This window comes from Stenotrophomonas sp. YJH_SMC_119 (assembly GCF_059368315.1).
This window is the reverse complement of the sequence record NZ_JCAFRP010000007.1, coordinates 63898-86118: the sequence shown is the minus strand read 5'-3', so window position 1 is coordinate 86118 and position 22221 is coordinate 63898. Positions and strand designations below refer to the sequence as shown.

Sequence of the window (22221 nt, the reverse complement as noted above, 5' to 3'; positions counted from 1 at the left end):
AGGCCACGGTTCTCCCTCGCGCCGGCGGACCCGCCGGCGCCGACATTGAAGTGCCAGCAAGGATCAGTCCGTGGGCTTTTCGACGATCTTCATCCGCCGCCCGATCGCTACCTCGCTGTTGATGGCGGGCCTGTTGCTGCTGGGCATCCTCGGTTACCGCAAGCTGCCGGTGTCGGCGCTGCCGGAAATCGATGCGCCCAGCCTGGTGGTCACCACCCAGTACCCCGGCGCCAACGCCACCACCATGGCCTCGCTGGTCACCACGCCGCTGGAGCGCCAGTTCGGCCAGATCTCCGGGCTGGAGCTGATGACCTCCGACTCGTCGGCTGGCTTGTCCACGATCATCCTGCAGTTCTCGATGGACCGCGACATCGACATCGCCGCGCAGGACGTGCAGGCGGCGATCCGCCAGGCCACCCTGCCCTCGTCGCTGCCCTACCAGCCGGTCTACAACCGGGTGAACCCGGCCGACGCGGCCATCGTCACCCTGAAACTGACCTCTGACACGCGCCCGCTGCGCGACGTCAACAATTACGCCGACTCGATCCTGGCCCAGCGCCTGTCGCAGGTGCAGGGCGTCGGCCTGGTCTCGATTGCCGGCAACGTGCGCCCGGCCGTGCGCATCCAGGTCAATCCGGCGCAGCTGTCGAACATGGGCCTGACCCTGGAACAGCTGCGCAGCGCGCTCACCCAGGCCAACGTCAATGCGCCCAAGGGCTCGTTGAACGGCAAGACCCAGTCCTACAGCATCGGCACCAACGACCAGCTGGCCAGCGCCGCCGAGTACCGCGACACCATCATCAGCTACAAGAACGGCCGCCCGGTGCGGCTGTCCGACGTGGCCGAGGTGGTCGACGGCGTGGAGAACGACCAGCTGGCGGCCTGGGCCGATGGCAAGCCGGCGGTGCTGCTGGAAGTGCGTCGCCAGCCGGGCGCCAACATCGTGCAGACCGTCGAGCGCATCCGCGCGATCCTGCCCCAGCTGCAGGGCGTGCTGCCGGCCGACGTGCACCTGGAGATCTTCAACGACCGCACCGAGACCATCCGCGCCTCGGTGCATGAAGTGCAGTTCACCCTGATCCTCACCATCGGCCTGGTGGTGGCGGTGATCTTCGTGTTCCTGCGCCGGCTGTGGGCCACCATCATCCCCTCGGTGGCGGTGCCGCTGTCGCTGGCCGGCACCTTCGCTGTGATGGCCTTTGCCGGCATGTCGCTGGACAACCTGTCGCTGATGGCGCTGGTGGTGGCTACCGGCTTCGTGGTCGACGATGCGATCGTGATGATCGAGAACATCGTGCGTTACATCGAGCAGGGCAAGAGTGGCAAGGAAGCGGCCGAGATCGGCGCACGCCAGATCGGCTTCACCGTGCTGTCGCTGACGGTCTCGCTGGTGGCGGTGTTCCTGCCGCTGCTGCTGATGCCTGGCGTCACCGGCCGCCTGTTCCACGAGTTCGCCTGGGTGCTGAGCATCGCCGTGGTGCTGTCGATGCTGATCTCGCTGACGCTGACCCCGATGATGTGCGCCTACCTGCTCAAGCCCGACGCCCTGCCCGAGGGCGAGGATGCGCATGAGCGCGCAGCGGCGGCCGGCAAACAGAACCTGTGGACGCGCACCGTCGGCCTGTACGAGCACAGCCTGGACTGGGTGCTGGGCCACCAGCGCCTGACCCTGGCCGTGGCCGGTGGCGCGCTGGTACTGACCGTGCTGCTGTACGTGTTGATTCCCAAGGGGCTGCTGCCCGAGCAGGACACCGGCCTGATCACCGGCGTGGTGCAGGCCGACCAGAACATCGCTTTCCCGCAGATGGAACAGCGCACCAGGCAGGTCGCCGAAGCCCTGCGCCAGGATCCGGACGTGACCGGCGTGTCGGCATTCATCGGTGCCGGCAGCATGAACCCCACGCTCAACCAGGGCCAGCTGTCGATCGTGCTGAAGGAGCGCAGCCAGCGTGATGGCCTGGATGAGATCCTGCCGCGCCTGCAGAAGGCGGTGGCCGGAATCCCGGGCGTGGCGCTGTACCTTAAGCCGGTGCAGGACGTGACCCTCGATACCCGCGTGGCCGCCACCGAGTACCAGTACTCGCTGTCGGACGTGGATTCGGCAACGGTGGCCACGCAGGCCACGCGCCTGACCGAAGCGCTGCGCAAGCGCCCGGAACTGGCCGACGTGGACAACAACCTGTCCAACCAGGGCCGCGCGCTTGAACTGAACATCGACCGCGACAAGGCCAGTGTGCTGGGCGTGCCGATGCAGACCATCGACGACACGCTCTACGATGCGTTCGGCCAGCGCCAGATCTCGACCATCTTCACCGAACTCAACCAGTATCGGGTTGTGCTGGAAGTGGCGCCGGAGTTCCGTACCAGCACCGCGCTGATGGAACAGCTGGCCGTGGCTTCCAACGGCGCCGGCGCGCTGACCGGCACCAATGCCACCAGCTTCGGCCAGGTCACCTCGTCCAACTCGTCCACCGCCACCGGCATCGGCGCGCAGAACACCGGCATCACCGTCGGCGCCGGCAACATCATCCCGCTGTCGGCGCTGGCCGAAGGCAAGGTCAGCAGCGCACCGCTGGTGGTCAGCCACCAGCAGCAGCTGCCGGCGGTGACCGTGTCGTTCAACGTGGCGCCGGGCTACTCGCTGTCCGAAGCGGTGCGTGCGATCCAGGAAACCAAGGACAGCCTGGACATGCCCACCCACCTGCATGCCGAGTTCATCGGCAAGGCCGCCGAGTTCACCGGCAGCCAGACCGACGTGGTGTGGCTGCTGCTGGCCTCGCTGGTGGTGATCTACATCGTGCTGGGCGTGCTCTACGAGAGCTACATCCACCCGATCACGATCATCTCCACGCTGCCGCCGGCCGGTGTCGGCGCGCTGCTGGCGCTGATGCTGTGCGGGCTGAGCCTGTCGGTGGACGGCATCGTCGGCATCGTGCTGCTGATCGGCATCGTCAAGAAGAACGGTATCATGATGGTGGACTTCGCGATCGAGGCGCGTCGCGCCGGTGCCAACGCGCATGAAGCGATCCGCCGCGCCTGCCTGCTGCGCTTCCGTCCGATCATGATGACCACCGCCGCGGCAATGCTCGGCGCACTGCCGCTGGCGCTGGGCACCGGCATCGGCTCGGAGCTGCGCCGCCCGCTGGGCATCGCCATCGTCGGCGGCCTGCTGCTGTCGCAGCTGGTCACGCTGTACACAACGCCGGTGATCTACCTGTACATGGAACGCTTCTCCGAATGGCTGGCGCGCCGCCGCGAGCAGCGCGCACTGCGCAACGGTTCGCTGCAGGAGCCGCAGGCATGATCCACGCCCCGCTGCTGCGGTGGGCCGCACGATGAACCTGTCCGGCCCCTTCATCCGCCGCCCGATCGGCACCGCGCTGCTGGCCATCGGCCTGTTCATGGTCGGCCTGATCTGCTACCTGCGCCTGGGCGTATCGGCACTGCCGAACATCGAGATCCCGGTGATCTTCGTGCACGCCAGCCAGTCCGGCGCGGATGCGGCGACCATGGCCTCGACAGTCACCGCGCCGCTGGAGCGCCACCTCGGCCAGCTGCCGGGCATCGACCGCATGCGCTCGTCGAGCTCGGAAGGCAGCTCGCTGGTGTTCATGATCTTCCAGAGCGGCCACAACATCGATTCGGCCGCGCTGGACGTGCAGACCGCGATCAACTCGGCGCAGGCCGACCTGCCTTCGGGCATGGGCTCGCCGATGTACCAGAAGGCGAATCCGAACGACGACCCGGTCATCGCCATCGCGCTGACCTCGCAGACGCAGTCGGCCGACGAGCTGTACAACGTCGCCGACTCGCTGCTGGCCCAGCGCATCCGCCAGATCAGCGGCGTTGCTTCGGTCGACATCGCTGGCGCTTCGACGCCGGCGGTGCGTGTGGACGTCAACCTGCGCCTGATGAACGCGCTCGGCCTGACCGCCGATGACCTGCGCAACGCCGTGCGCGCGGCCAACGTGACCTCGCCCACCGGTTTCCTCAGCGACGGCAACACCACTACCGCGATCATCGCCAACGACTCGGTGGCGCGTGCCGCCGACTTCGCCGACCTGGTGGTCAAGACCCAGGGCGATGGCCAGGTGATCCGCCTGAAGGACATCGCCAACGTCTACGACGGCCAGCAGGATGCCTACCAGGCCGCGTGGTTCGACCACAAACCGGCGGTGGTGATGTACGTGTTCACCCGTGCCGGGGCCAACATCGTGGAGACCGTGGACCGGGTCAAGGCGCAGATCCCGACCCTGCGCGATTACCTGCAGCCCGGCACCACGATGACGCCGTACTTCGACCGTACGCCGACCATCCGCTCGTCGCTGCATGAAGTGCAGATCACCCTGCTGATCAGCCTGGCGATGGTGGTGCTGACCATGGCGCTGTTCCTGCGCCGGCTGGCACCCACGCTGATCGCTGCGGTGACCGTGCCGCTGTCGCTGGCCGGTGCCGCGCTGGTGATGTACGTGATGGGCTTCACCCTGAACAACCTGAGCCTGCTGGCGCTGGTGATCGCCATCGGCTTCGTGGTCGACGATGCGATCGTGGTGATCGAGAACATCATGCGCCACCTCGACGAAGGCATGCCGCGGATGCAGGCGGCGCTCACCGGCGCGCGCGAGATCGGCTTTACCATCGTCTCGATCACCGCCTCGCTGGTGGCGGTGTTCATCCCGCTCCTGTTCGCCAGCGGCATGATGGGTGCGTTCTTCCGCGAATTCACCGTCACCCTGGTGGCGGCCATCGTGGTCTCGATGATCGTCTCGCTGACGCTGACTCCGGCGTTGTGCAGCCGGTTCCTCAGCGCACACGACCACAGCGCGCCGCCGTCGCGCTTCGGCCGCTGGCTGGATGCCGGCCATGAGCGCATGCTTCGCATCTACACGGTCTTCCTCGACTTCTCGCTGCGCCACGCGCTGCTGCTGTCGCTGACCCCGCTGATCCTGATCGGCGCCACCGTCTTCCTGTTCGGCGCGGTGAAAAAGGGCGCGTTCCCGCCGCAGGACACCGGCCTGATCTGGGGCCGCGCCAATTCCAGCGCCACGGTGTCCTTCGAGGACATGGTCGCCCGCCAGCGCCGCATCACCGACATGCTGATGGCCGACCCCGCGGTGAAGACCGTGGGCGTGCGCCTGGGCAGCGGCCGCCAGGGCTCCAGCGCACAGTTCAACATCGAGCTGAAGTCGCGCAGCGATGGCCGTCGCGAGACCACCGCGCACGCACTCGCACGGCTGAGTGCCAAGGCCGACCGCTACCCCGACCTGCAGCTGCGCCTGCGCGCGATCCAGGATCTGCCCAGCAACGATGGCGGCGGTTCCAGCCAGGGCGCGCAGTACCGCATCTCGCTGCAGGGCAACGACCTGGCATCGCTGCAGGAATGGCTGCCCAAGCTGCAGGCGGAGCTGAAGAAGAACCCCAAGCTGCGCGATGTCGGTACCGACGTGGACAACGCCGGCCTGCGCCAGAACATCCAGATCGACCGCGCCAAGGCCGCACGCCTGGGCATCACCGTGGGTGCCATCGACGGTGCGCTGTACGGTGCGTTCGGCCAGCGCCAGATCTCCACCATCTATTCGGACATCAACCAGTACAGCGTGGTGGTCAACGCCCTGCCCTCGCAGACCGCCACCCCCGCCGCGCTGGACGAGGTGTACGTACGTGCGCGCAATGGCGACATGGTGCCGATCACCGCGGTGGCCACGCAGATGCCCGGCCTGGCCCCTTCGCAGATCACCCACGAGAACCAGTACACGACGATGGACCTCAGCTACAACCTGGCTCCGAACGTGAGCATGGGTGAGGCCAAGGCGATCATCGACGCGACCGTGGCCGGCATGCGCATGCCTGGTGACATCCGCCTGGCCGATGATGCGGGCTTCGGCTTCAACTCCGACCCCAGCGACATGCTGATCCTGGTGTTCGCCGCGATCCTGACCGTGTACCTGGTGCTGGGCATGCTCTACGAGAGCCTGATCCATCCGGTCACCATCCTGTCCACGCTGCCGGCGGCGGGCGTGGGTGCACTGCTCGCGTTGTTCGGCACCAACACCGAGTTGTCGGTGATCTCGATGATCGCGCTGGTGCTGTTGATCGGCATCGTCAAGAAGAACGCGATCATGATGATCGACTTCGCGCTGGTGACGCAGCGCGAGCATGGCCTGGCACCGCGCGATGCCGCGCGTGAGGCCAGCATCGTGCGCTTCCGCCCGATCATGATGACCACGATGGTGGCGATCCTGGCGGCGGTGCCGCTGGCGATCGGCCTGGGCGAAGGCTCCGAACTGCGCCGCCCGCTGGGCATCGCGATGATCGGCGGCCTGCTGTTCTCGCAGAGCCTGACCCTGCTCAGCACGCCAGCGCTGTACGTGATCTTCTCGTGCCTGGCCGAACGCTGGCGGGCCCGTCGCGCGCGCAAGCGCGAAGCGAAGCTGCTCAAGCGCGCGCAGCGTGCGTAGAACGGCCCATCCACGCATGGCGTGGATCTACGGGTAGAGCCGGCCGCTGGCCGGCTTTCTCGGTACGGCAAATCTGCCGGCCAGCGGCCGGCACTACCGCGGTGGTCCGCCCTCCATATTTCACGCGCACCCCGCAATAATGGTGGGAGATCCTTCCGCCGAGCCTGCATGCCCGCCCGCCAATCCCGCCTCAGCCGCCTGTGGGCCCACGAGAAGGCCAGTTACGGCCTGCGCGTGTTCATCGCCCTGACCGCAGCGCTTGCCGTGTGCTGGCAGCTGGATGCGCTGACCGCCCTGCCCGGCGTTTTCCTCGGCATCATCGCCAGCGCCATCGCCGAGACCGACGACAACTGGTGGGGCCGGACCAAGGCGGTGGCGCTGTCGCTGCTGTGTTTCTGCATCGCTGCGGCGTCGGTGATCTGGCTGTTCCCCTGGCCGTGGATCTTCATCGGCGCGCTGGCACTGTCCACCTTCTGCCTGACCCTGCTGGGCGCGCTCGGCGAGCGCTACGCATCCATCGCCCAGGCCACGGTAACGCTGGCGATCTACACGATGATCGGGCTGGAGCAGCACGGTGCCAGCGACCTGCACACCGCGCTGCAAGCGGTCAGCCACCTGCTGGCGGGCGCCGTCTGGTACGGACTGCTGTCGATCCTGTGGACCGCACTGTTCGCCAACCGACCGGTGCGCGAGCGCGTGGCGCGGCTTTACATCGAGCTGGGCCGCTACCTGCAGCTGAAGGCCGCCCTGTTCGAACCGGTACGTGAGGCCGACCTGCAACGCCGCCAGCTCGACCTGGCCGAGCAGAACCGGCGCGTGGTCGGCGCGTTGAACGAGGCCAAGACCGCGATTCTCGCCCGCTTCGGCCGTTCCGGGCGGCCGGGCGTGAACTCCGGCCTGTACCTGCGCCTCTATTACATGGCACAGGATTTCCACGAGCGCGCCAGTTCCTCGCACTACCCGTACGGCGCCCTGGTCGATGCGTTCTTCCACAGCGACGTGCTGTACCGCTGCCAGCGCCTGCTCGATCTTCAAGGCCAGGCCTGCGCGCGCCTGGGCGAGGCGATCCGCCTGCGCCGCCCGTTCGTGTATGGCGAAACCAACCAGCAGGCCGGGCGCGACCTGGCCGATGCGCTGGCCTACCTGCGCGACCAGCAGCGCCCGCAGTGGCAGCGCCTGCTGGGTTCGCTGGACCTGCTGGTGCACAACCTGCGCAGCATCGAACGCCGCCTGCTGGACGCCGAACGCTCCGAGGCCAGTCTCGACAATGTCGATACGCGCCTGCGCGACAGCAACCCGCATACCCTGCGCGAGATGGGCGTGCGCGTGCGCCAGCAGCTCACGCCCGGCTCGGTCCTGTTCCGCCACGGCCTGCGCATGGCATTGGCGCTGATCGCCGGTTTCGCCGCGATCCGTCTGTTCAATGCGCAGAACGGCTCGTGGGTGCTGCTGACCATCGTGTTCGTGTGCCGGCCCAACTTCGGTGCGACCCGGCAGCGCCTGGCGCAGCGCATCGTCGGCACCGTGGCCGGCCTCGTGCTCACCTGGGCGCTGCTGCAGTTGTTCCCGCAACTGCACGTGCAACTGCTGATCGCGCTGCTGTCGGCGCTGCTGTTCTTCTTCACCCGCACCGACCGCTACCTGGTGGCATCGGCGGCGATCACGGTGATGGCCCTGACCTGCTTCAACCTGATCGGCGATGGCTTCGTGCTGATCGTGCCGCGCATGGTCGACACGCTGCTGGGCTGCGCGATTGCCGCTGCCGCCGCGTTCCTGATCCTGCCCGACTGGCAGGGCCGCCAGCTGCACCTTGTGCTGGCGCGGGTGCTCGATACCGCCGCGCGCTACCTGGATTCGGTGCTGGGCCAGTACCGCAGCGGCATGCGCGATGACCTGGCCTACCGCATCGCCCGCCGCGACATGCACAACGCCGACGCCGCGCTGTCCACCGCGCTGTCGAACATGCTGCGCGAACCCGGTCACGTGCGCCGCAACCTGGATGCCGGCTTCCACTTCCTGGCGCTCTCCAACACGCTGCTTGGGCACTTGTCGGCGCTGGGTGCACACCGCGACCAGGTGGACAGCTACGCCGGCGATCCGCTGGCCTTGGCCGCCGGTGACCGCGTGCGGAAAGCGCTGCAGCAGCTGGCCTCGGCCCTGACCGCACGGCGGCCGGTCAGCGAGGACGACAACGACGCCGACCGCGCGGTGGCGGCCGAGCTGGAGCAGATCGACGAGGCGATGCCGGCGAAGCTGCAGTTGATCCGCACGCAGATGGCGCTGGTGCTGCGGATGCTGCCGAAGGTGCGGGCGGCGGCGAATGAGGCCGTGCGCACGCTCACCTGAAGGCCGGCGCCGGGCAGGGCCTGGCGCGACCCGCAGTCCATCCACGCATGGCGTGGATGGACTGCACCGTGTGCAACCGTGTGTTGCGCCTGGCGCTGCATCCCGATCACGTTCCTGCGCGGATACTGGGTGATCCCCTGCTCCTGGACTCCCCCCATGAAGATCGAACTCGCCGGCCGCACCGCGCTCGTTACCGCTTCCACCGCCGGCATCGGCCTGGCGATCGCCCAGGGTCTTGCCGCGGCGGGTGCGCGGGTCATTCTCAACGGCCGCAGCACCGACAGTGTCGAACGCGCCCGCCAGCGCCTGCTCGCCGCCGTTCCGGGTGCCGAGGTGATCGGCGTCGCCGCCGACCTTTCCGATGCAGCCGGTGTCGATGTGCTGCTGGCCGGCCTGCCCAAGGTCGACATCCTGGTCAACAACGCCGGCATTTTCGGCCCCGAGGACTTCTTCGAGACCGAAGACGCCACCTGGGAGCGCTACTGGCAGACCAACGTGATGTCTGGCGTGCGTCTGTCGCGGGCACTGCTGCCGGCGATGGTCGACGCCGGCTGGGGCCGCGTGCTGTTCATCTCCTCCGAATCGGCACGCAACATTCCCGCCGACATGATCCATTACGGTGTCAGCAAGACCGCGCAGCTGTCGCTGTCGCGCGGCCTGGCCAAGCGCGTGGCCGGCAGTGGCGTCACCGTCAACGCGGTGCTGCCCGGCCCGACCCTGTCCGACGGTTTCGCGGCGATGTTCGAAGATGAACGCCAGCGCAGCGGCAAGCCGCTGGAGCAGATCGGCCGCGAGTTCGTGATGGCACACCGGCCGTCTTCGGTGATCCAGCGCACCGCCACGGTCGAGGAAGTAGCCAACATGGTGGTGTACCTGGCCTCGCCGCAGGCTTCGGCCACCTCCGGTGCAGCACTGCGCGTGGACGGCGGCGTGGTCGACGATATCGTCTGAGACCATCGACAGGTGTGCGGACCAACGATCCGCACCCACAGGTCCGCACCCACAGCGGATAGGCAGGAATGCTAGGCTGCGCCGGTCAAGGAGGTTCCATGTCCGGTCACAACCAGTTCGCCCTGCTGCGCCAGCGCCGTTTCCTGCCGTTCTTCGTCGTCCAGGCGCTGGGTGCGTTCAACGACAACGTGTACCGGCAGGCGATCATCAGCATGTTGCTGTTCATGGCCGTGCCGGAGGAAGAACTGGGGCTGTACGCCACGCTGGCACCGGCCATCTTCATCCTGCCGTACTTCCTGTTCTCGGCACTGGCCGGGCAGATCGCCGACAAGCTGGAAAAATCGCGACTGATCGTGATCACCACCACCATGGAGATCGTGATCATGTCGCTGGCGGCCACCGGCTTCCTCACCCAGAGCCTGCCGGTGCTGCTGGTCGCCTTGTTCTGCACCGGCATGCAGTCAACCCTGTTCGGCCCGGTGAAGTACTCGGTGCTGCCCTCGGTGCTCAAGCCCGAAGAGCTGACCGGCGGCAACGGCCTGGTCGAGATGGGCACCTCGATGTCGATCCTGTCCGGCATGATCGTCGGCGGCCTGGTGTTCACCGTGGCCGGCAGCCATGGCACGGTGGTGGCCGCGTGCGCGATCATCGCGCTGGCGATCTGCGGCAACATCGCCGCCCGCCTGATTCCCAAGGTCGATGCCGGCGACCCGGACCTGAAGATCAACTGGAACCCGCTGCCGGAATCGCTGGCGGTGCTGCGCATGGCGCGTCAGCAGAAGGCGGTGCGCAATTCAATCCTGGGCGTGTCCTGGTTCTGGTTCGTCGGCACCGTGCTGACCTCGCAGCTGCCGGCCTATGCGGTGACCAACCTCGGCGGCGAACCGACCCTGTATATCTTTGCGCTGGCCCTGTTCTCGGTCGGCACCGGCGTCGGCTCGCTGCTGTGCGAAAAGCTGTCGGCACGCACGGTGGAAATCGGCCTGGTGCCGTTGGGCGCGTTCGGCATGACCGCGTTCCTGCTCGACCTGTACTTCGCGCGCAGCGGCGAGGCGACCGCGCACGGGTTGACCATCGGCACCTTCCTGCAGCAGCCCGGCAGCATCCGCATCGTCATCGACCTGATCGGCATCGGCCTGTTCACCGGTATCTTCGTGGTGCCATTGTTCGCGCTGATCCAGAGCCGCACGCCGAAGGCGCAGATGTCGCGCGTGTTCGCGGCGCTGAACATCCAGAATTCCGGCTTCATCGTCGGCGCAGCCTTGTTGTCGCTGGCCGCGCACAAGCTGCTGCACTGGACCATCCCGCAGCAGTTCCTGGCGCTGGCCATCGCCAACGCGCTGGTGGCGATCTACATCTTCACCATCGTCCCCGAATTCCTGATGCGCTTCCTCAGCTGGCTGATGGTGCGCACCCTGTACCGGCTGCGCCCGCACGGCATCGAAGCCAACGTGCCCGACGAAGGTGCCGCGCTGCTGGTCTGCAACCATGTCAGCTACATGGACGCACTGATCCTGTCGGCGACGATTCCGCGTCCGGTGCGCTTCGTCATGTACTACAGGATCTTCAACATCCCGGTGATGCGCTGGATCTTCCGTACCGCCAAGGCGATCCCGATCGCCGGTGCGCGCGAAGACCCGGCGCTGATGCAGCGCGCGTTCGATGACATCGACGCCGCGTTGGCCGAAGGCGAGCTGGTCTGCATCTTCCCGGAAGGCGCACTGACCAGGGATGGTGCAATCGCCCCGTTCAAGTCCGGCGTCGAGAAGATCCTCGAACGGCGGCCGGTGCCGGTGGTGCCGATGGCCCTGCGCGGCATGTGGTCGAGCATGTGGAGCCGGCGCGACAGCCGCCTCGGCCGCATGCGGGTGCCGCGCCGTTTCCGAGCCACCGTCGAGGTGGTGGCGGCACCGTCCATGGACGGCCACACCACCAACGCCCAGGCGCTGGAAGCCCAGGTGCGGGCCCTGCGCGGCGATCACGCCTGACAGAATCGGACTGACAGGCAGGCCCGGCAACCTCCCCCGCATACGCCACCGTCCAGTGGCGAACACGACATGCCGTGCGTGTAAACGCATACATGCAACGCCGGTTGCGGTAGATTACGCACCCACAGGGGGGAGGTTCGGCCGATTCACCAAGGCCGGCCACCAAGGAATGGAGTCTCGCTTTGAATCAACCACCACCGCTCAGCCGTCCGGTCTACATCCCCAACCATCTGGTCTGGGCGATCCTGACGACGCTGTTCTGCTGCCTGCCGTTGGGCGTGGTGTCGATCGTCTATGCCTCCCAGGTCGATGGCCGCCGCGCGGCTGGCGATCTGCCGGGGGCCTACAGCGCGTCGCGCAAGGCGGGCTGGTGGGCAGTGGCTTCGGCCGTGGCCCTGCCGGTCCTGTTGCTGTTGTGGCTCGGGCTGTTCGGCGGCTTGGCCGTACTGGGCGCTCTTTCCGACCAATGATTCACCACCACCACCCATCAAGGAGCTTGAACCCATGAATACCGCTACTCCGCAGGTCCCGAACAACCTGGTCTGGGCCATCCTGACCACCCTGTTCTGCTGCCTGCCGGCCGGCATCGTGTCGATCGTCTACGCCGCACAGGTCAACGGCAAGCTGGCCGCTGGCGACATCGCCGGCGCCCAGGACTCCGCCGCCAAGGCCAAGAAGTGGGCCATCTGGTCGGCCATTGCCTGGGCCGTGCTGGTCGTGCTGTACGTGCTGTTCTTCGTCGTGCTCGGCGGCATGGGCGCGATGAGCAACAGCGGCTACTGATACGCCTGGACGGATCCGGCGCCTGCGCCGGATCCGTTGTTGCATGTCCGCGCTTCCCGCTCGTTCCCGACTCGCCCGCTGGGCACCGCTGCTGGCTTCCGCCGGCCTGGCCGTGGGTGCCACGGTGGTGCTGCGCAACGTCAATCCGTATGTCGCCGGCAATCCACTGCCGAGCTGCCCGCTGTACGCCCTGACCGGCCTGTACTGCCCGGGCTGTGGCAGCACGCGCTGCCTGTATTCCCTGGTCCACTTCGACCTGCCCGGCGCGATGGCGATGAACCCGCTGCTGGTCATCAGCCTGCCGTTCCTGTTGCTGATGCTGCTGAACATCGCCGGCATCCGCCCACGCGTGCTCGACCCGCTGATGCGGGTGCTGGCCAATCCTGTGTTCTGGCTCTGGGTGCTGCCCGGGTATGCGCTGCTGCGCAACCTGCCGTGGGCACCGTTCACTGCACTGGCACCGGTCTAGGTTTCCAGCCAACGGCGCAGCCCCTCGTGGTGGGCGGCGTTTGAAGGCAGAAGCCTTGGGGTTGGCCGGGCGGGATGGGTTTGCGGGGGACGCCGTGAATCCGTCCGTGGAGGCTTGGCCGCGGCATCCATGCCGCGGACACCCCCGCAAACCCATCCCGCCCGGCCACGGACAGTTTCCGTGTGCGTCCACCACGGAAAAGAAAAAGAAGATCAAAAGCAGAAGCGGATCGCTTCGCTACGCTCGCTCGGAGCCAAGCATGGCTCGGCTCTGGAGAACGTCCGTGCGCGGAAAACTGTCGAAGGCGGGGTGGGTTGGATGGCGGGGGTGTGAGCCGCATGGGCCCGAGGCATGCCTCGGGCGGGTTGGGCAGGACGCCCAACCCGGGTCTTGCCGTGTGCGCAGGACAGCGCACACGAGCAAGCGGCGACCAAGCCTCCATGGATGGATTCACGGCGTCCCCCGCCATCCGACCCACCCCGCCAACCCGCAGCAATCCAGCTGTTGCTGTTGCTGTTGCTGTTGCTGTTGCTCTGTTGCCTCTGCAGGTGCAGGGCTGCAAGCCCTGCCAAAACACCTACGTCACCCAGCCTGCAATCACCAGCAGGGCGAGGATCGCCAGCCACAGCAGCAGCATCCGCCACACCAGGCTCATCGCATCACGCAGGTCCGGCAACCGCTGCCACACCGGCAACAGCCCCGCCTCGGTGTAGTCGTGCGCATCCTCGCGCAGTTCGGCGTTGACGCTGGCCCGCGCCACCGCACCCAGGAACCCGGTGTTGCCGGTCAGGCGCTCGCCATGGGCCTGGCGCCACGCCTTCCACGCCGTATCGAAGTTGCCCACCAGCGCCATCGAGAACGCCATCAGCTGTGCCACCGGCCACTCGATCCAGCCCAGCAGCCGCTGCGCCAGCGCCAGCGGCTCCACCGGCACGCGGGCACGCATCGGGCTTTCCGCCATCAGCGCCAGCAGCCGGTAACCGAGCGCGCCAGCCGGGCCCAGCAACAGGAACCAGAACAGCACCGCGAACCAGCGCCGCAGTGCGTTGAGCACCGTCGCCTCGACCAGTGACGGAATGTCCTCGCGCAGGCTGCCGCCGGCCGACTGCAGGTTGCGCACTGCAGCCTGCCGCGTCGCCGCATCATCGGCATCGATGATGGCCTCGATATCGCGGTCCAGGTCACGCGGGCCCCAGCACCAGGCCAGCACCGCCACGCCCAGCAGCAGCGACGGCAGGCCGAACAGCACCCCGCGCAACAGCCACGCCAGCAGCGCCATCAGCAACAGCGGCGGCAGCAGGGCCAAGGCAACGCCGGCCGGTCCCTGCCAGGCCTTGCCACCACGCGCATCCAGCCAGCCCAGCCAACGCCGGAAACCGTCGAAACGGCGCAGCGAGGCAGCAGCGGCCGGAGCAACATGGCCCAGGGCCAGTGCCACCAGCACGGCGGCCAGAGTGGTGAACATGGCAGGTCTCCCTACGAAACAGAACGCTCGGCGCCGCTACCTTACCTGTCGCAGCGGCGCCCTCAGCGGTGAACCGGACTGTAACCCGTGCCGTGTTCAGGTGGCGGCAATGCAATCGCCCCAGCCAGCCCCTCTCAGCCCTTCTGCTGCCGGTACCAGTGCTCGATCAGGCCGCGCGAAATCGAGATCGGCGGCGACAGGCGGATGCCCTGGCCATCGTCCTCCACATCGCGCGCCAGTGCCGCGCCGACCTCGTCGGCACTGAACCAGCGCGCGTCTTCCAGCTCGCCGTCCACGGTCGGCAGATCGTCCTGCGCCTGCGCCCGGAAGCCGACCATCAGTGCGCCCGGGAACGGCCACGGCTGCGAGCCCAGATACTGGCAAGCGGTCACCCGCACTTTGCTCTCTTCGTGGACTTCGCGTACCACGGTCTGCTCGAAGGTCTCGCCCGGTTCGACGAAGCCGGCCAGCACCGAGTAGCGACGTGGCGCCCAGTTTGACTGACGGCCGAGCAGCAGGCGGCCCTGGTTTTCAACCGCCACGATCACCGCGGGGTCGACACGCGGGTAGTGCTCGGTGGAACACTGCGCGCAACGCCCCACGAAGCCGCCGCGGGCGAACGCCACGGCACCACCGCATACCCCGCAGAAACGGGTGCGCGAGTGCCAGTAGGACATGCCACGTGCGTAGCTGAAAGCGGTCGCATCAGCCACCGACCACAGCAGCGCGGCCTGGCGCAGGTCGAGGCGACGTGGTGCGGTGACGGTGACGCTGGCGGCTTCAACCGAGAACCACGCTTGTTCCCCGCGCAGGCCGAGGAAGATCGCGGAGCCGGGACCGCCGCCGATGTCGGCGCCGGTCAGCGCCAGCGGCTGGTCGTCATCGCCGGTGAAGGCGCTGCCGCCCTGATCGAGCACCAGAATGTGCGCGCCCGGCCACAGGCGCGCCAGTGCATCGGCATCTTCGCGCAGGGCATCGGCGCGCTCCAGCGGTTCGCCCACGAAGGCGAAACCGGAAAGCGGCGAAGGAGTATTGGGCATCCTGCAAGCGTGCCGCCAATCGATGCGGGTGGCAAGCCGCGGGCTTTGCCGAAGCCGTCTGTGGGTGTGGAGCTTGCTCCACACACCTTGTCGCGCGGGACGCAGGCCCCGCGCCCCGCCTACATGCTGAAACTGCTGCCGCAGCCGCAGGTGGTCTTTGCGTTCGGGTTGCGGATCACGAACTGTGCACCGGTCAGGCTCTCGGTGTAGTCCACCTCGGCGCCCATCAGGTACTGCAGGCTCAACGGGTCGACCAGCAGGGTCACCCCGCTGGTCTGTACCGCCAGATCGTCCTCGGCACGGTTCTCGTCGAACTCGAACCCGTACTGGAAACCCGAACAGCCACCACCTTCGATGTACACGCGCAGGGCCAGGTCGGGGTTGCCCTCTTCCTGGATCAGGGATTTGACCTTGGCGGCCGCCGACTCGGTGAAGTTCAGCGGGCGCTCCAGCGACTGGTAATCGGGCGCGGCGGCCGGGGTGGCGCCGGGCAGGGAGACTAGCGTGCTCATGGTGTCAGCATGGGGATGCCGACGATGGCTTTCAAGCCATCGCCTCGGCCAGCTTGCGGCGTGCGGCGGTGTCACCCTTGCCGCCATTGGCCTCATCAGCTTCCGGGGCCGGCAGGGCGGCCATCGGGGCGCTGGCATGGATCAGGCGACCGTTCAGCTGGGCGCCCGCATTCATCTCCACCACCTGGTAATGGACGTTGCCGTTGACCCGCGCGCTCGGGGTCAGTTCGACTTTCTCGCTGGCGTGCACGTCGCCGTCCAGGCGGCCACTGATGACCACCACCTGGGCACGGATCTCGCCCTCGATCACGCCATGCTCGGCGACCGTCAGGGTCGCGCCACTGGCGCCTTCGGCGGCGATCACCTTGCCATGGATGCGGCCTTCCACGTACAGGCCACCACTGAATTCCACATCACCGCGGATCACCACCTGGTTGCCGATCAGGGCATCCACCACCAGCTGGCCTTCACGGTTGGATTTGCTGCTTCCGAACATCTGCCTACTCCCCTTTGCTGGCCGGCGCACCGGCCTGTTTCCAGTCGAATACCTGGGTGGTACCCCCCGTACCACTCCCCAATGTCACCCGCACGCGTTGCGGGGTGAAGTCAGCCGGCAGCATCACGCTGCCGGTGAGCTGCTGGAAGTACCGGAACGAGTAATCCTGTCCCGGTACCTTGCTGCGCTGGTGCAGATCATCCCAGCTGATCGTGGCCAGCTTGCCGTTCTTGACGCCTTCCACGGTGAAGCGCATCTGCCCCTGGCTGATGGCGCCGCGGTTGAGGTTCTGGGTCAGCACCGCGGTGTACTGCCAGGTGCCGGCCGCTTCCGGGCTGAACTCGATCGAATGGGTGTTCAGGCCCTTGCGCTGGCTGGTCGAACCCACCAGGCGCTCATAGAAGGCAACGTCGGCACGCAGGCCGGCGATTTCCTCATCGCGCTCGGCCAGCGAGGACTGCACCTCGGTGTTGGCGGCGCGGCTGATGCGGTCGGAGGCTTCCAGCGTGGCCTGCTTCTGGCGCAGTTCGGTCAGCTGCGCCTGCAGCGTCTCGGCACGCTTCTCGGCGGCCTGCAGGCGCTGGCCCTGCGCATCGCGCGGGGTGGCCATCCAGCAGCCGCCGAGCACCGCCAGCACCAGGCTGAGCAGCCAGATGCCGCCGATCACCAGCAGGCGGCGGCGGTCGGCCGGCGGTTGCGGCGCGCCGGGCAGGCGGACCTGCACGCGCATGGGAGGACGGTTGGTCATGGGTGGATTCCGGGGCATCGCGAGGGCGACACCGGTACGGCCCCTGTGGCAAACGACGGGCTAGTGTATGACAGGACGGGTGGGTTTCCTGCGCAGTGGCGAGCCACGGTCTGTGGCGTTCAGGCATGCCATCGTCGATAGTGTGGTCCCCTGCACAGTTCCGTCGCCGGAGCATCGCCATGACCGAAGCCCACCTGTTCGTGATCGGCATCCTGCTGGCCTGGCTGGCCGGCATCCGCGTCTACCTCACCGTGTTCGGTGTCGGCCTGGCCGGCCTGCTCGGCTGGGTCGACCTGCCACCGGCCCTGCAGGCCACTGAATCGTGGTGGGTGCTGGGCACCTCGGCGGCGCTGGCGGTGACCGAATTCTTCGCCGACAAGATTCCCGGCGTCGACTCGGCGTGGGATCTGGTGCAGACCCTGGCACGTGTACCCGCAGGTGCCTTCCTTGCCGCAGCCACGCTGTCGCCGGATGGGCAGCTGGGCACCGGCGCACTTGCTGCCGGTGCAGGTGTCGCGCTGGCCAGCCACGGCCTGAAGGCAGGCACCCGCGCCCTGCTCAATACCTCGCCCGAGCCTGCCAGCAACTGGGTGGCCTCCGCCGCCGAGGACACCGTGGTGGTCGGTGGTCTGGCCCTGGCCCTGGCACACCCGTGGATCGCGCTGATCGTGGTGCTGGCCTGCAGCCTGGCGGGCGCGCTGCTGGTGTGGCTGGTCTGGCGCACCCTGTGGAAGGGCGTGCGCTGGCTGGCACGCAGTGCATCGCCCGACAGTCCACGCCAGCCCGGCACCGGTTGATCGCCGGGCTTGTCGCATAATGGGCGCGAACACCAGGAGCACCGATGGCCGCAAACGAATCCCCCGCGGGCGCCCGCCCGGGACGCGCTGAAACCCCTCCGGCCGATCATTGGCAACGCTGGACCGCTGAACCGGCGAGCGCCGTCGCCGCAGCGCCGGCAGCGGTTCCGCCGCTGGCCGCCTCCGACGCACCCGCATCGATCGGCAGCGCACCGCCGCCGCTGCCCGGCCCATCCCTGCTGGCCGAGGCCGGCGGCAATGACCCGGCACCGCTGCATTCCGATTCGCCCTACCGCGTGCTGATCGTCGAGGATGATCGCGCCCAGGCACTGTTCGCACAGAGCGTGCTGCATGGCGCCGGCATGCAGGCGATCGTGCACAGCGATGCCGACGGTGCGCTGCAGGCGATCAAGGAACATCGCCCCGACCTGATCCTGATGGACCTGCACCTGCCCGGTCTGGACGGCATGCGGCTGACCGCGCTGATCCGCCAGCAGCCCGGCCTGCAGCTGCTGCCCATCGTGTTCCTCAGCGGCGACCCGGACCCGGAACGCCAGTTCGAGGTGCTCGACAGTGGCGCCGACGACTACCTGAGCAAGCCGATCCGCCCGCGCCACCTGATCGCCGCCGTGGCCAACCGCATCCGCCGTGCGCGGGCGCAGGCCGCAACCCTGCCCGGCGTATCCGGCACCCCGGCCACCAGCAATCCGGAAACCGGGCTGCCGACGCGGCATCACGTGCTGCAGCAGCTCAACGCCGCGCTCGCCCACCGCGACCAGGGCGGCGTGCTGTTCGTCGAGATATCCAGCGCATTGGGCCTGCGCGAGCGCTATGGCTATGCCGCCTTCGAGCGCCTGATGGTGCAGGCCGGGCAACGCCTGGCAGAAGCCGGCCACCCGCACCTGCTGGCGCGCCTGAACGACAACAGCTTCCTGCTGCTTGCGCGCAATGTCAGCGAGGACAGCCTGGAAGGCATTGCCGCTGCGCTGCGCGAGCAGTTGTCGGCGCGGGCCTTCGTGATCCGCGATGACGAATCGGTGCATCTGCGGGGCGTGGTCGGCTATGCACCGCTGTCGCCGGGCTTCGACAATGCCAACAGCGCGCTGGAGGCAGTCGAGCGCACCACCCTGCAGGCACGGCTGCTCAGCGCCGGCGTGGCCGGCCACGTGCACCGCGACGTGACCAGCGAGCAGGAACACCTGGCACTGCTGGAAGGCCAGCTTGAGCTGGCCTACCAGCCGATCGTCGCCGTCGCCGGCGGCAACACCGCGCAGTACCAGCTGCTGCTGCGCCTTCGCCAGGCCGACGGTACGCTGCTGGCGGCAGGCCAGGTGATTCCGGCCGCAGAGGCTGCCGGGCGCATCGCCGATCTCGACCAGCAGGTGATGGACCATGCACTGGGCCTTCTCGACCTTTACCGGCACGCGACGCAACCACTGAACCTGTTCGTTTCGCAGTCGCTGCGCACCCTGCAACGCGATGCGTTCGCGGATTGGCTGCTGGAATCGCTGCAGCAGCGCGACCTGCCCGGCAGCGCGCTGGTGATCGACGTCCGCCTGCCCGACGCGCTGATCCATACCGTGCCGCTACAGCAGTTCTGCCAGCGCATGGCCGGCGTCGGCGTGCGCTTCTGCCTGAGCCAGTTCGAACCCGGGGGCGAAGCCGATGCGCTGCTGACCCAGCTGCCGTTGTCGTTCGTGCGCATGGCCGCGCGCTTCTCCAGCAGTCATTCCAATCCGGCCACGCGCGAAGAGCTGCGCCGGGCAATCGAGCGGGCGCACGCCGCCGGGCAGCAGATCATCGGCCAGCAGATCGAAGATCCACAGGCCGCCGCCGCGATGTGGGTGGGCGGTGTCGACTACATCCAGGGCAACATGGTGCAGTCGGCCGGCAGCGATCTGAACTTCGACTTCCACAACGCGGTGCTCTGACGTGCCGATGTGGGTCGCGCTGCTGGTTGCCCTTGCTGCGGCCTCCATCAGCGCGCTGCTGTTGGGCCTGCGGCTGCGCGCGCGCAACCGGGCACTGGCCCAGCTGCAACGCGAGCGCAGCCTGCTGGCCGCCGAACGTGACCAGCTGCGCCGCACCACCGAACGACAGGGGCAGCTGGAACAGCAGCTGCTGCAGGCCAAGCAGGCCGCCGAGGCGGCGGTGCTGGCCAAGGGTGAGTTCCTGGCCACGATGAGCCACGAGATCCGTACGCCGCTCAACGGCATCCTGCCGATGCTGGAGCTGATCGCACGCGGCCCGCTGGGCGAGGACCAGCGGCAGATGCTGGCCACCGCCTCGGCCAGCTCGCAGCAGCTGCTGCGCATCGTCGACGACATCCTCGACTACTCGCGGCTGGAAGCACAGGCGCTGGAACTGGAGATCACCAGCTTCAACCTGCGCGACCTGCTCGATGGCGTGGTGCAGCTGATGCAGCGCGCCGCCGACGCCAAGGGCCTGTCGCTGGGGCTGCAGCTGGACCCGTCGGTGCGCCTGCCGGTGCGTGGCGACCCGGTACGCCTGCGCCAGGTGTTGAGCAACCTGCTGGCCAACGCGATCAAGTTCACCGCGCGCGGCCAGGTACAGCTGCGCGTGCAGCGCCTGGGCGAAGGTCCCGCACAGCACCAGCTGCGCTTCGAGATCATCGACACCGGCATCGGCATCGACGACGCACTGCAGGCGCGCCTGTTCCAGTCCTTCAGCCAGGCCGATGCCTCAACGACCCGCATCTACGGTGGCACCGGCCTGGGCCTGGCGATCTGCAAGCGCATCATCGACCTGATGCACGGGCGCATCGGCGTGCTGTCCACGCCCGGCCAAGGCGCCACGTTCTGGTTCGAGATCCCGTTGTTGAAGGTGCCCGGCGACCTGCCGGCCATGGCGCGCACGCCAGACGCGGTGCTGCTGTTCAGTAGCGATGCCATCCTGCAGGCACGCATCGAGCGCATCGCGGCCCATCATGGACTGCTGGTGCACGCCCTGGCGCAGTTCGATGCCGTGGTCGAGCGCCTGCGCGCGGTGCCGAGGCCGGGGCAACCGGCACCGGCGTGGCTGCTGGTCGATGCACGTGCGCGCCGCATCGGTGAAGCGACGCTGCAACAGGCGTTGGCCGAACGTGGCGAAGACGACGGGCTGCAGGTGCTGTGGCTGCAGGACGATGCCCTTCCGCCACGCCCACGCCAGCGGCAGCTACCCTCGCATTTCGACGACGCTGGGCTGCATGCACTGCTGGCTGCACCGGTTGCGCATGCGCGCCCTGCCGCGCTGCTGGCCAACGCCGGACAGGGCCAGCCCACGCCCACGCTGCCGCCGCTGCACCTGCGCGTGCTGCTGGTGGAGGACAACACGGTCAACCGCATGGTGGCCGAGCAGCTGCTGCGCGTGTTCCAGTGCGAAGTGCGCAACGCCGCCGATGGCGAGCAGGCGTTGCTTGCCCTGCGCGAAGACGACGTGGATGTGGTGCTGATGGATTGCCAGATGCCGGTGCTGGACGGCTATGCCGCCACCCGCCGCTGGCGCGCCGAGGAAGTGGAAAACGGGCGCCCGCGCCTGCCGATCATCGCGATGACCGCCAATGCCATGGCCGGTGACCGCGAGCGCTGCCTGCAGGCCGGCATGGACGACTATCTGTCCAAGCCGATTGCACGCGCCACCCTGCATGCGCTGCTGCAGCGCTGGGGCGGCGGCAAAACCGCATCACCTGCACGGCCTTCGATAGAGCCGAGCCATGCCCGGCTGACGGCCGATAGCCGTCGCGCTCCATCAGCCGAGCATGGCTCGGCTCTACAGGACGATGACAGCCGAGTCGGCTCCAAGCCGCAGCCGGTGCTGGACCGCGACGTGCTGGACGAACTGCATGCAGTGATCGGGGAGAGCGCCATCCAGATCGTCTCGGTGTTCCTGGAGGATGCGCCGGCAATGGTGCAGCAGCTGCAGCAGGCCGCGCAGAACGGCGACGAGCCTCGCCTGCAGGCCGTCGCGCACAGCCTCAAGTCATCCAGCGCGAACGTGGGCGCACTGTCGCTGTCGTCAGTCGCGCAGCGCATCGAGCACGAAGCCCGCAGCGGCAGCCTGCAGCGCCCCGCAGTAGCGGTGGCGCTGCTGGTTGCGGAATTCGCCCGAGCGCGCGTTGCACTGACGGGCTACCTGGCACAGCATCGCGCCGGCCAGGCCGGCTGAC

Annotated in this window: 16 protein-coding genes; 11 read left to right on the top strand and 5 right to left on the bottom strand. The window is 67.9% G+C overall.

The window, feature by feature from the left end:
* Positions 1-70: 70 nt before the first annotated feature.
* The 8 genes from AC5P6S_RS12485 (at position 71) to AC5P6S_RS12450 (ending at position 12995) form a co-directional block, all read left to right on the top strand.
* Positions 71-3304, top strand: coding sequence for an efflux RND transporter permease subunit (locus AC5P6S_RS12485; RefSeq protein WP_012481428.1), 3234 nt, complete (start codon positions 71-73; stop codon positions 3302-3304).
* Positions 3305-3335: 31 nt separating this feature from the next.
* Positions 3336-6458, top strand: a complete 3123-nt coding sequence (locus AC5P6S_RS12480) for an efflux RND transporter permease subunit (protein WP_495204624.1) — start codon at positions 3336-3338, stop codon at positions 6456-6458.
* A 168-nt stretch (positions 6459-6626) separates the two neighbouring features.
* Complete coding sequence (gene yccS, locus AC5P6S_RS12475) at positions 6627-8804, top strand: YccS family putative transporter (RefSeq protein WP_012481430.1); 2178 nt, start codon at positions 6627-6629, stop codon at positions 8802-8804.
* A gap of 156 nt (positions 8805-8960) precedes the next feature.
* Positions 8961-9755 (top strand): SDR family NAD(P)-dependent oxidoreductase, encoded by a 795-nt coding sequence (locus AC5P6S_RS12470; RefSeq protein WP_012481431.1) that lies wholly within the window; start codon positions 8961-8963, stop codon positions 9753-9755.
* A gap of 98 nt (positions 9756-9853) precedes the next feature.
* A complete protein-coding gene (locus AC5P6S_RS12465; RefSeq protein ID WP_043034291.1) occupies positions 9854-11743 on the top strand; it encodes an MFS transporter in 1890 nt (629 codons plus the stop codon).
* A 182-nt stretch (positions 11744-11925) separates the two neighbouring features.
* Complete coding sequence (locus AC5P6S_RS12460) at positions 11926-12213, top strand: CD225/dispanin family protein (RefSeq protein ID WP_005411297.1); 288 nt, start codon at positions 11926-11928, stop codon at positions 12211-12213.
* Positions 12214-12247: 34 nt separating this feature from the next.
* Positions 12248-12526 carry a CD225/dispanin family protein gene (locus tag AC5P6S_RS12455; protein ID WP_005411298.1) on the top strand — a complete coding sequence of 93 codons (279 nt, stop codon included), beginning with the start codon at positions 12248-12250 and terminating at the stop codon, positions 12524-12526.
* 43 nt (positions 12527-12569) lie between these two features.
* Positions 12570-12995: a DUF2752 domain-containing protein gene (locus tag AC5P6S_RS12450; protein WP_005414685.1), complete on the top strand. Its 426-nt coding sequence runs from the start codon at positions 12570-12572 to the stop codon at positions 12993-12995.
* 577 nt (positions 12996-13572) lie between these two features.
* Here the strand turns inward: AC5P6S_RS12450 and ampE are convergent.
* From ampE to AC5P6S_RS12425, 5 genes are all read right to left on the bottom strand, one after another.
* Positions 13573-14460 carry a regulatory signaling modulator protein AmpE gene (gene ampE, locus AC5P6S_RS12445; protein WP_005414686.1) on the bottom strand — a complete coding sequence of 296 codons (888 nt, stop codon included), beginning with the start codon at positions 14458-14460 and terminating at the stop codon, positions 13573-13575.
* Positions 14461-14594: 134 nt separating this feature from the next.
* Positions 14595-15500: an NAD(+) diphosphatase gene (nudC, locus tag AC5P6S_RS12440; protein WP_043034289.1), complete on the bottom strand. Its 906-nt coding sequence runs from the start codon at positions 15498-15500 to the stop codon at positions 14595-14597.
* Between the two features lie 119 nt (positions 15501-15619).
* Positions 15620-16012, bottom strand: a complete 393-nt coding sequence (gene erpA, locus AC5P6S_RS12435) for an iron-sulfur cluster insertion protein ErpA (RefSeq protein ID WP_005411302.1) — start codon at positions 16010-16012, stop codon at positions 15620-15622.
* 31 nt (positions 16013-16043) lie between these two features.
* Positions 16044-16508 (bottom strand): bactofilin family protein, encoded by a 465-nt coding sequence (locus AC5P6S_RS12430; protein WP_024958552.1) that lies wholly within the window; start codon positions 16506-16508, stop codon positions 16044-16046.
* Positions 16509-16512: 4 nt separating this feature from the next.
* Positions 16513-17256, bottom strand: coding sequence for a DUF6776 family protein (locus AC5P6S_RS12425; protein ID WP_005411304.1), 744 nt, complete (start codon positions 17254-17256; stop codon positions 16513-16515).
* 179 nt (positions 17257-17435) lie between these two features.
* Between AC5P6S_RS12425 and AC5P6S_RS12420 the strand changes: the two genes are divergently transcribed.
* From AC5P6S_RS12420 to AC5P6S_RS12410, 3 genes are read left to right on the top strand one after another with little or no spacing between them, the layout of a single operon-like run.
* Entirely contained in the window at positions 17436-18053 is a 618-nt protein-coding gene (locus AC5P6S_RS12420) for a DUF4126 domain-containing protein (RefSeq protein ID WP_005411305.1), read from the top strand.
* Positions 18054-18097: 44 nt separating this feature from the next.
* Positions 18098-19984, top strand: a complete 1887-nt coding sequence (locus tag AC5P6S_RS12415) for an EAL domain-containing protein (protein WP_262248253.1) — start codon at positions 18098-18100, stop codon at positions 19982-19984.
* 1 nt (position 19985) lies between these two features.
* Positions 19986-22220 (top strand): ATP-binding protein, encoded by a 2235-nt coding sequence (locus AC5P6S_RS12410; protein WP_044570976.1) that lies wholly within the window; start codon positions 19986-19988, stop codon positions 22218-22220.
* Position 22221: the final 1 nt, after the last annotated feature.

What these genes read in the sequence shown, in the direction of transcription:
- ampE (WP_005414686.1), bottom strand. Translation starts at nt 14,460, where the DNA reads ATGTTCACCACTCTGGCCGCCGTGCTGGTGGCACTGGCCCTGGGCCAT.
- AC5P6S_RS12450 (WP_005414685.1), top strand. Translation starts at nt 12,570, where the DNA reads ATGTCCGCGCTTCCCGCTCGTTCCCGACTCGCCCGCTGGGCACCGCTG.
- nudC (WP_043034289.1), bottom strand. Translation starts at nt 15,500, where the DNA reads ATGCCCAATACTCCTTCGCCGCTTTCCGGTTTCGCCTTCGTGGGCGAA.
- AC5P6S_RS12455 (WP_005411298.1), top strand. Translation starts at nt 12,248, where the DNA reads ATGAATACCGCTACTCCGCAGGTCCCGAACAACCTGGTCTGGGCCATC.
- AC5P6S_RS12425 (WP_005411304.1), bottom strand. Translation starts at nt 17,256, where the DNA reads ATGACCAACCGTCCTCCCATGCGCGTGCAGGTCCGCCTGCCCGGCGCG.
- AC5P6S_RS12430 (WP_024958552.1), bottom strand. Translation starts at nt 16,508, where the DNA reads ATGTTCGGAAGCAGCAAATCCAACCGTGAAGGCCAGCTGGTGGTGGAT.
- erpA (WP_005411302.1), bottom strand. Translation starts at nt 16,012, where the DNA reads ATGAGCACGCTAGTCTCCCTGCCCGGCGCCACCCCGGCCGCCGCGCCC.
- AC5P6S_RS12480 (WP_495204624.1), top strand. Translation starts at nt 3,336, where the DNA reads ATGAACCTGTCCGGCCCCTTCATCCGCCGCCCGATCGGCACCGCGCTG.
- AC5P6S_RS12470 (WP_012481431.1), top strand. Translation starts at nt 8,961, where the DNA reads ATGAAGATCGAACTCGCCGGCCGCACCGCGCTCGTTACCGCTTCCACC.
- AC5P6S_RS12465 (WP_043034291.1), top strand. Translation starts at nt 9,854, where the DNA reads ATGTCCGGTCACAACCAGTTCGCCCTGCTGCGCCAGCGCCGTTTCCTG.
- yccS (WP_012481430.1), top strand. Translation starts at nt 6,627, where the DNA reads ATGCCCGCCCGCCAATCCCGCCTCAGCCGCCTGTGGGCCCACGAGAAG.
- AC5P6S_RS12420 (WP_005411305.1), top strand. Translation starts at nt 17,436, where the DNA reads ATGACCGAAGCCCACCTGTTCGTGATCGGCATCCTGCTGGCCTGGCTG.
- AC5P6S_RS12415 (WP_262248253.1), top strand. Translation starts at nt 18,098, where the DNA reads ATGGCCGCAAACGAATCCCCCGCGGGCGCCCGCCCGGGACGCGCTGAA.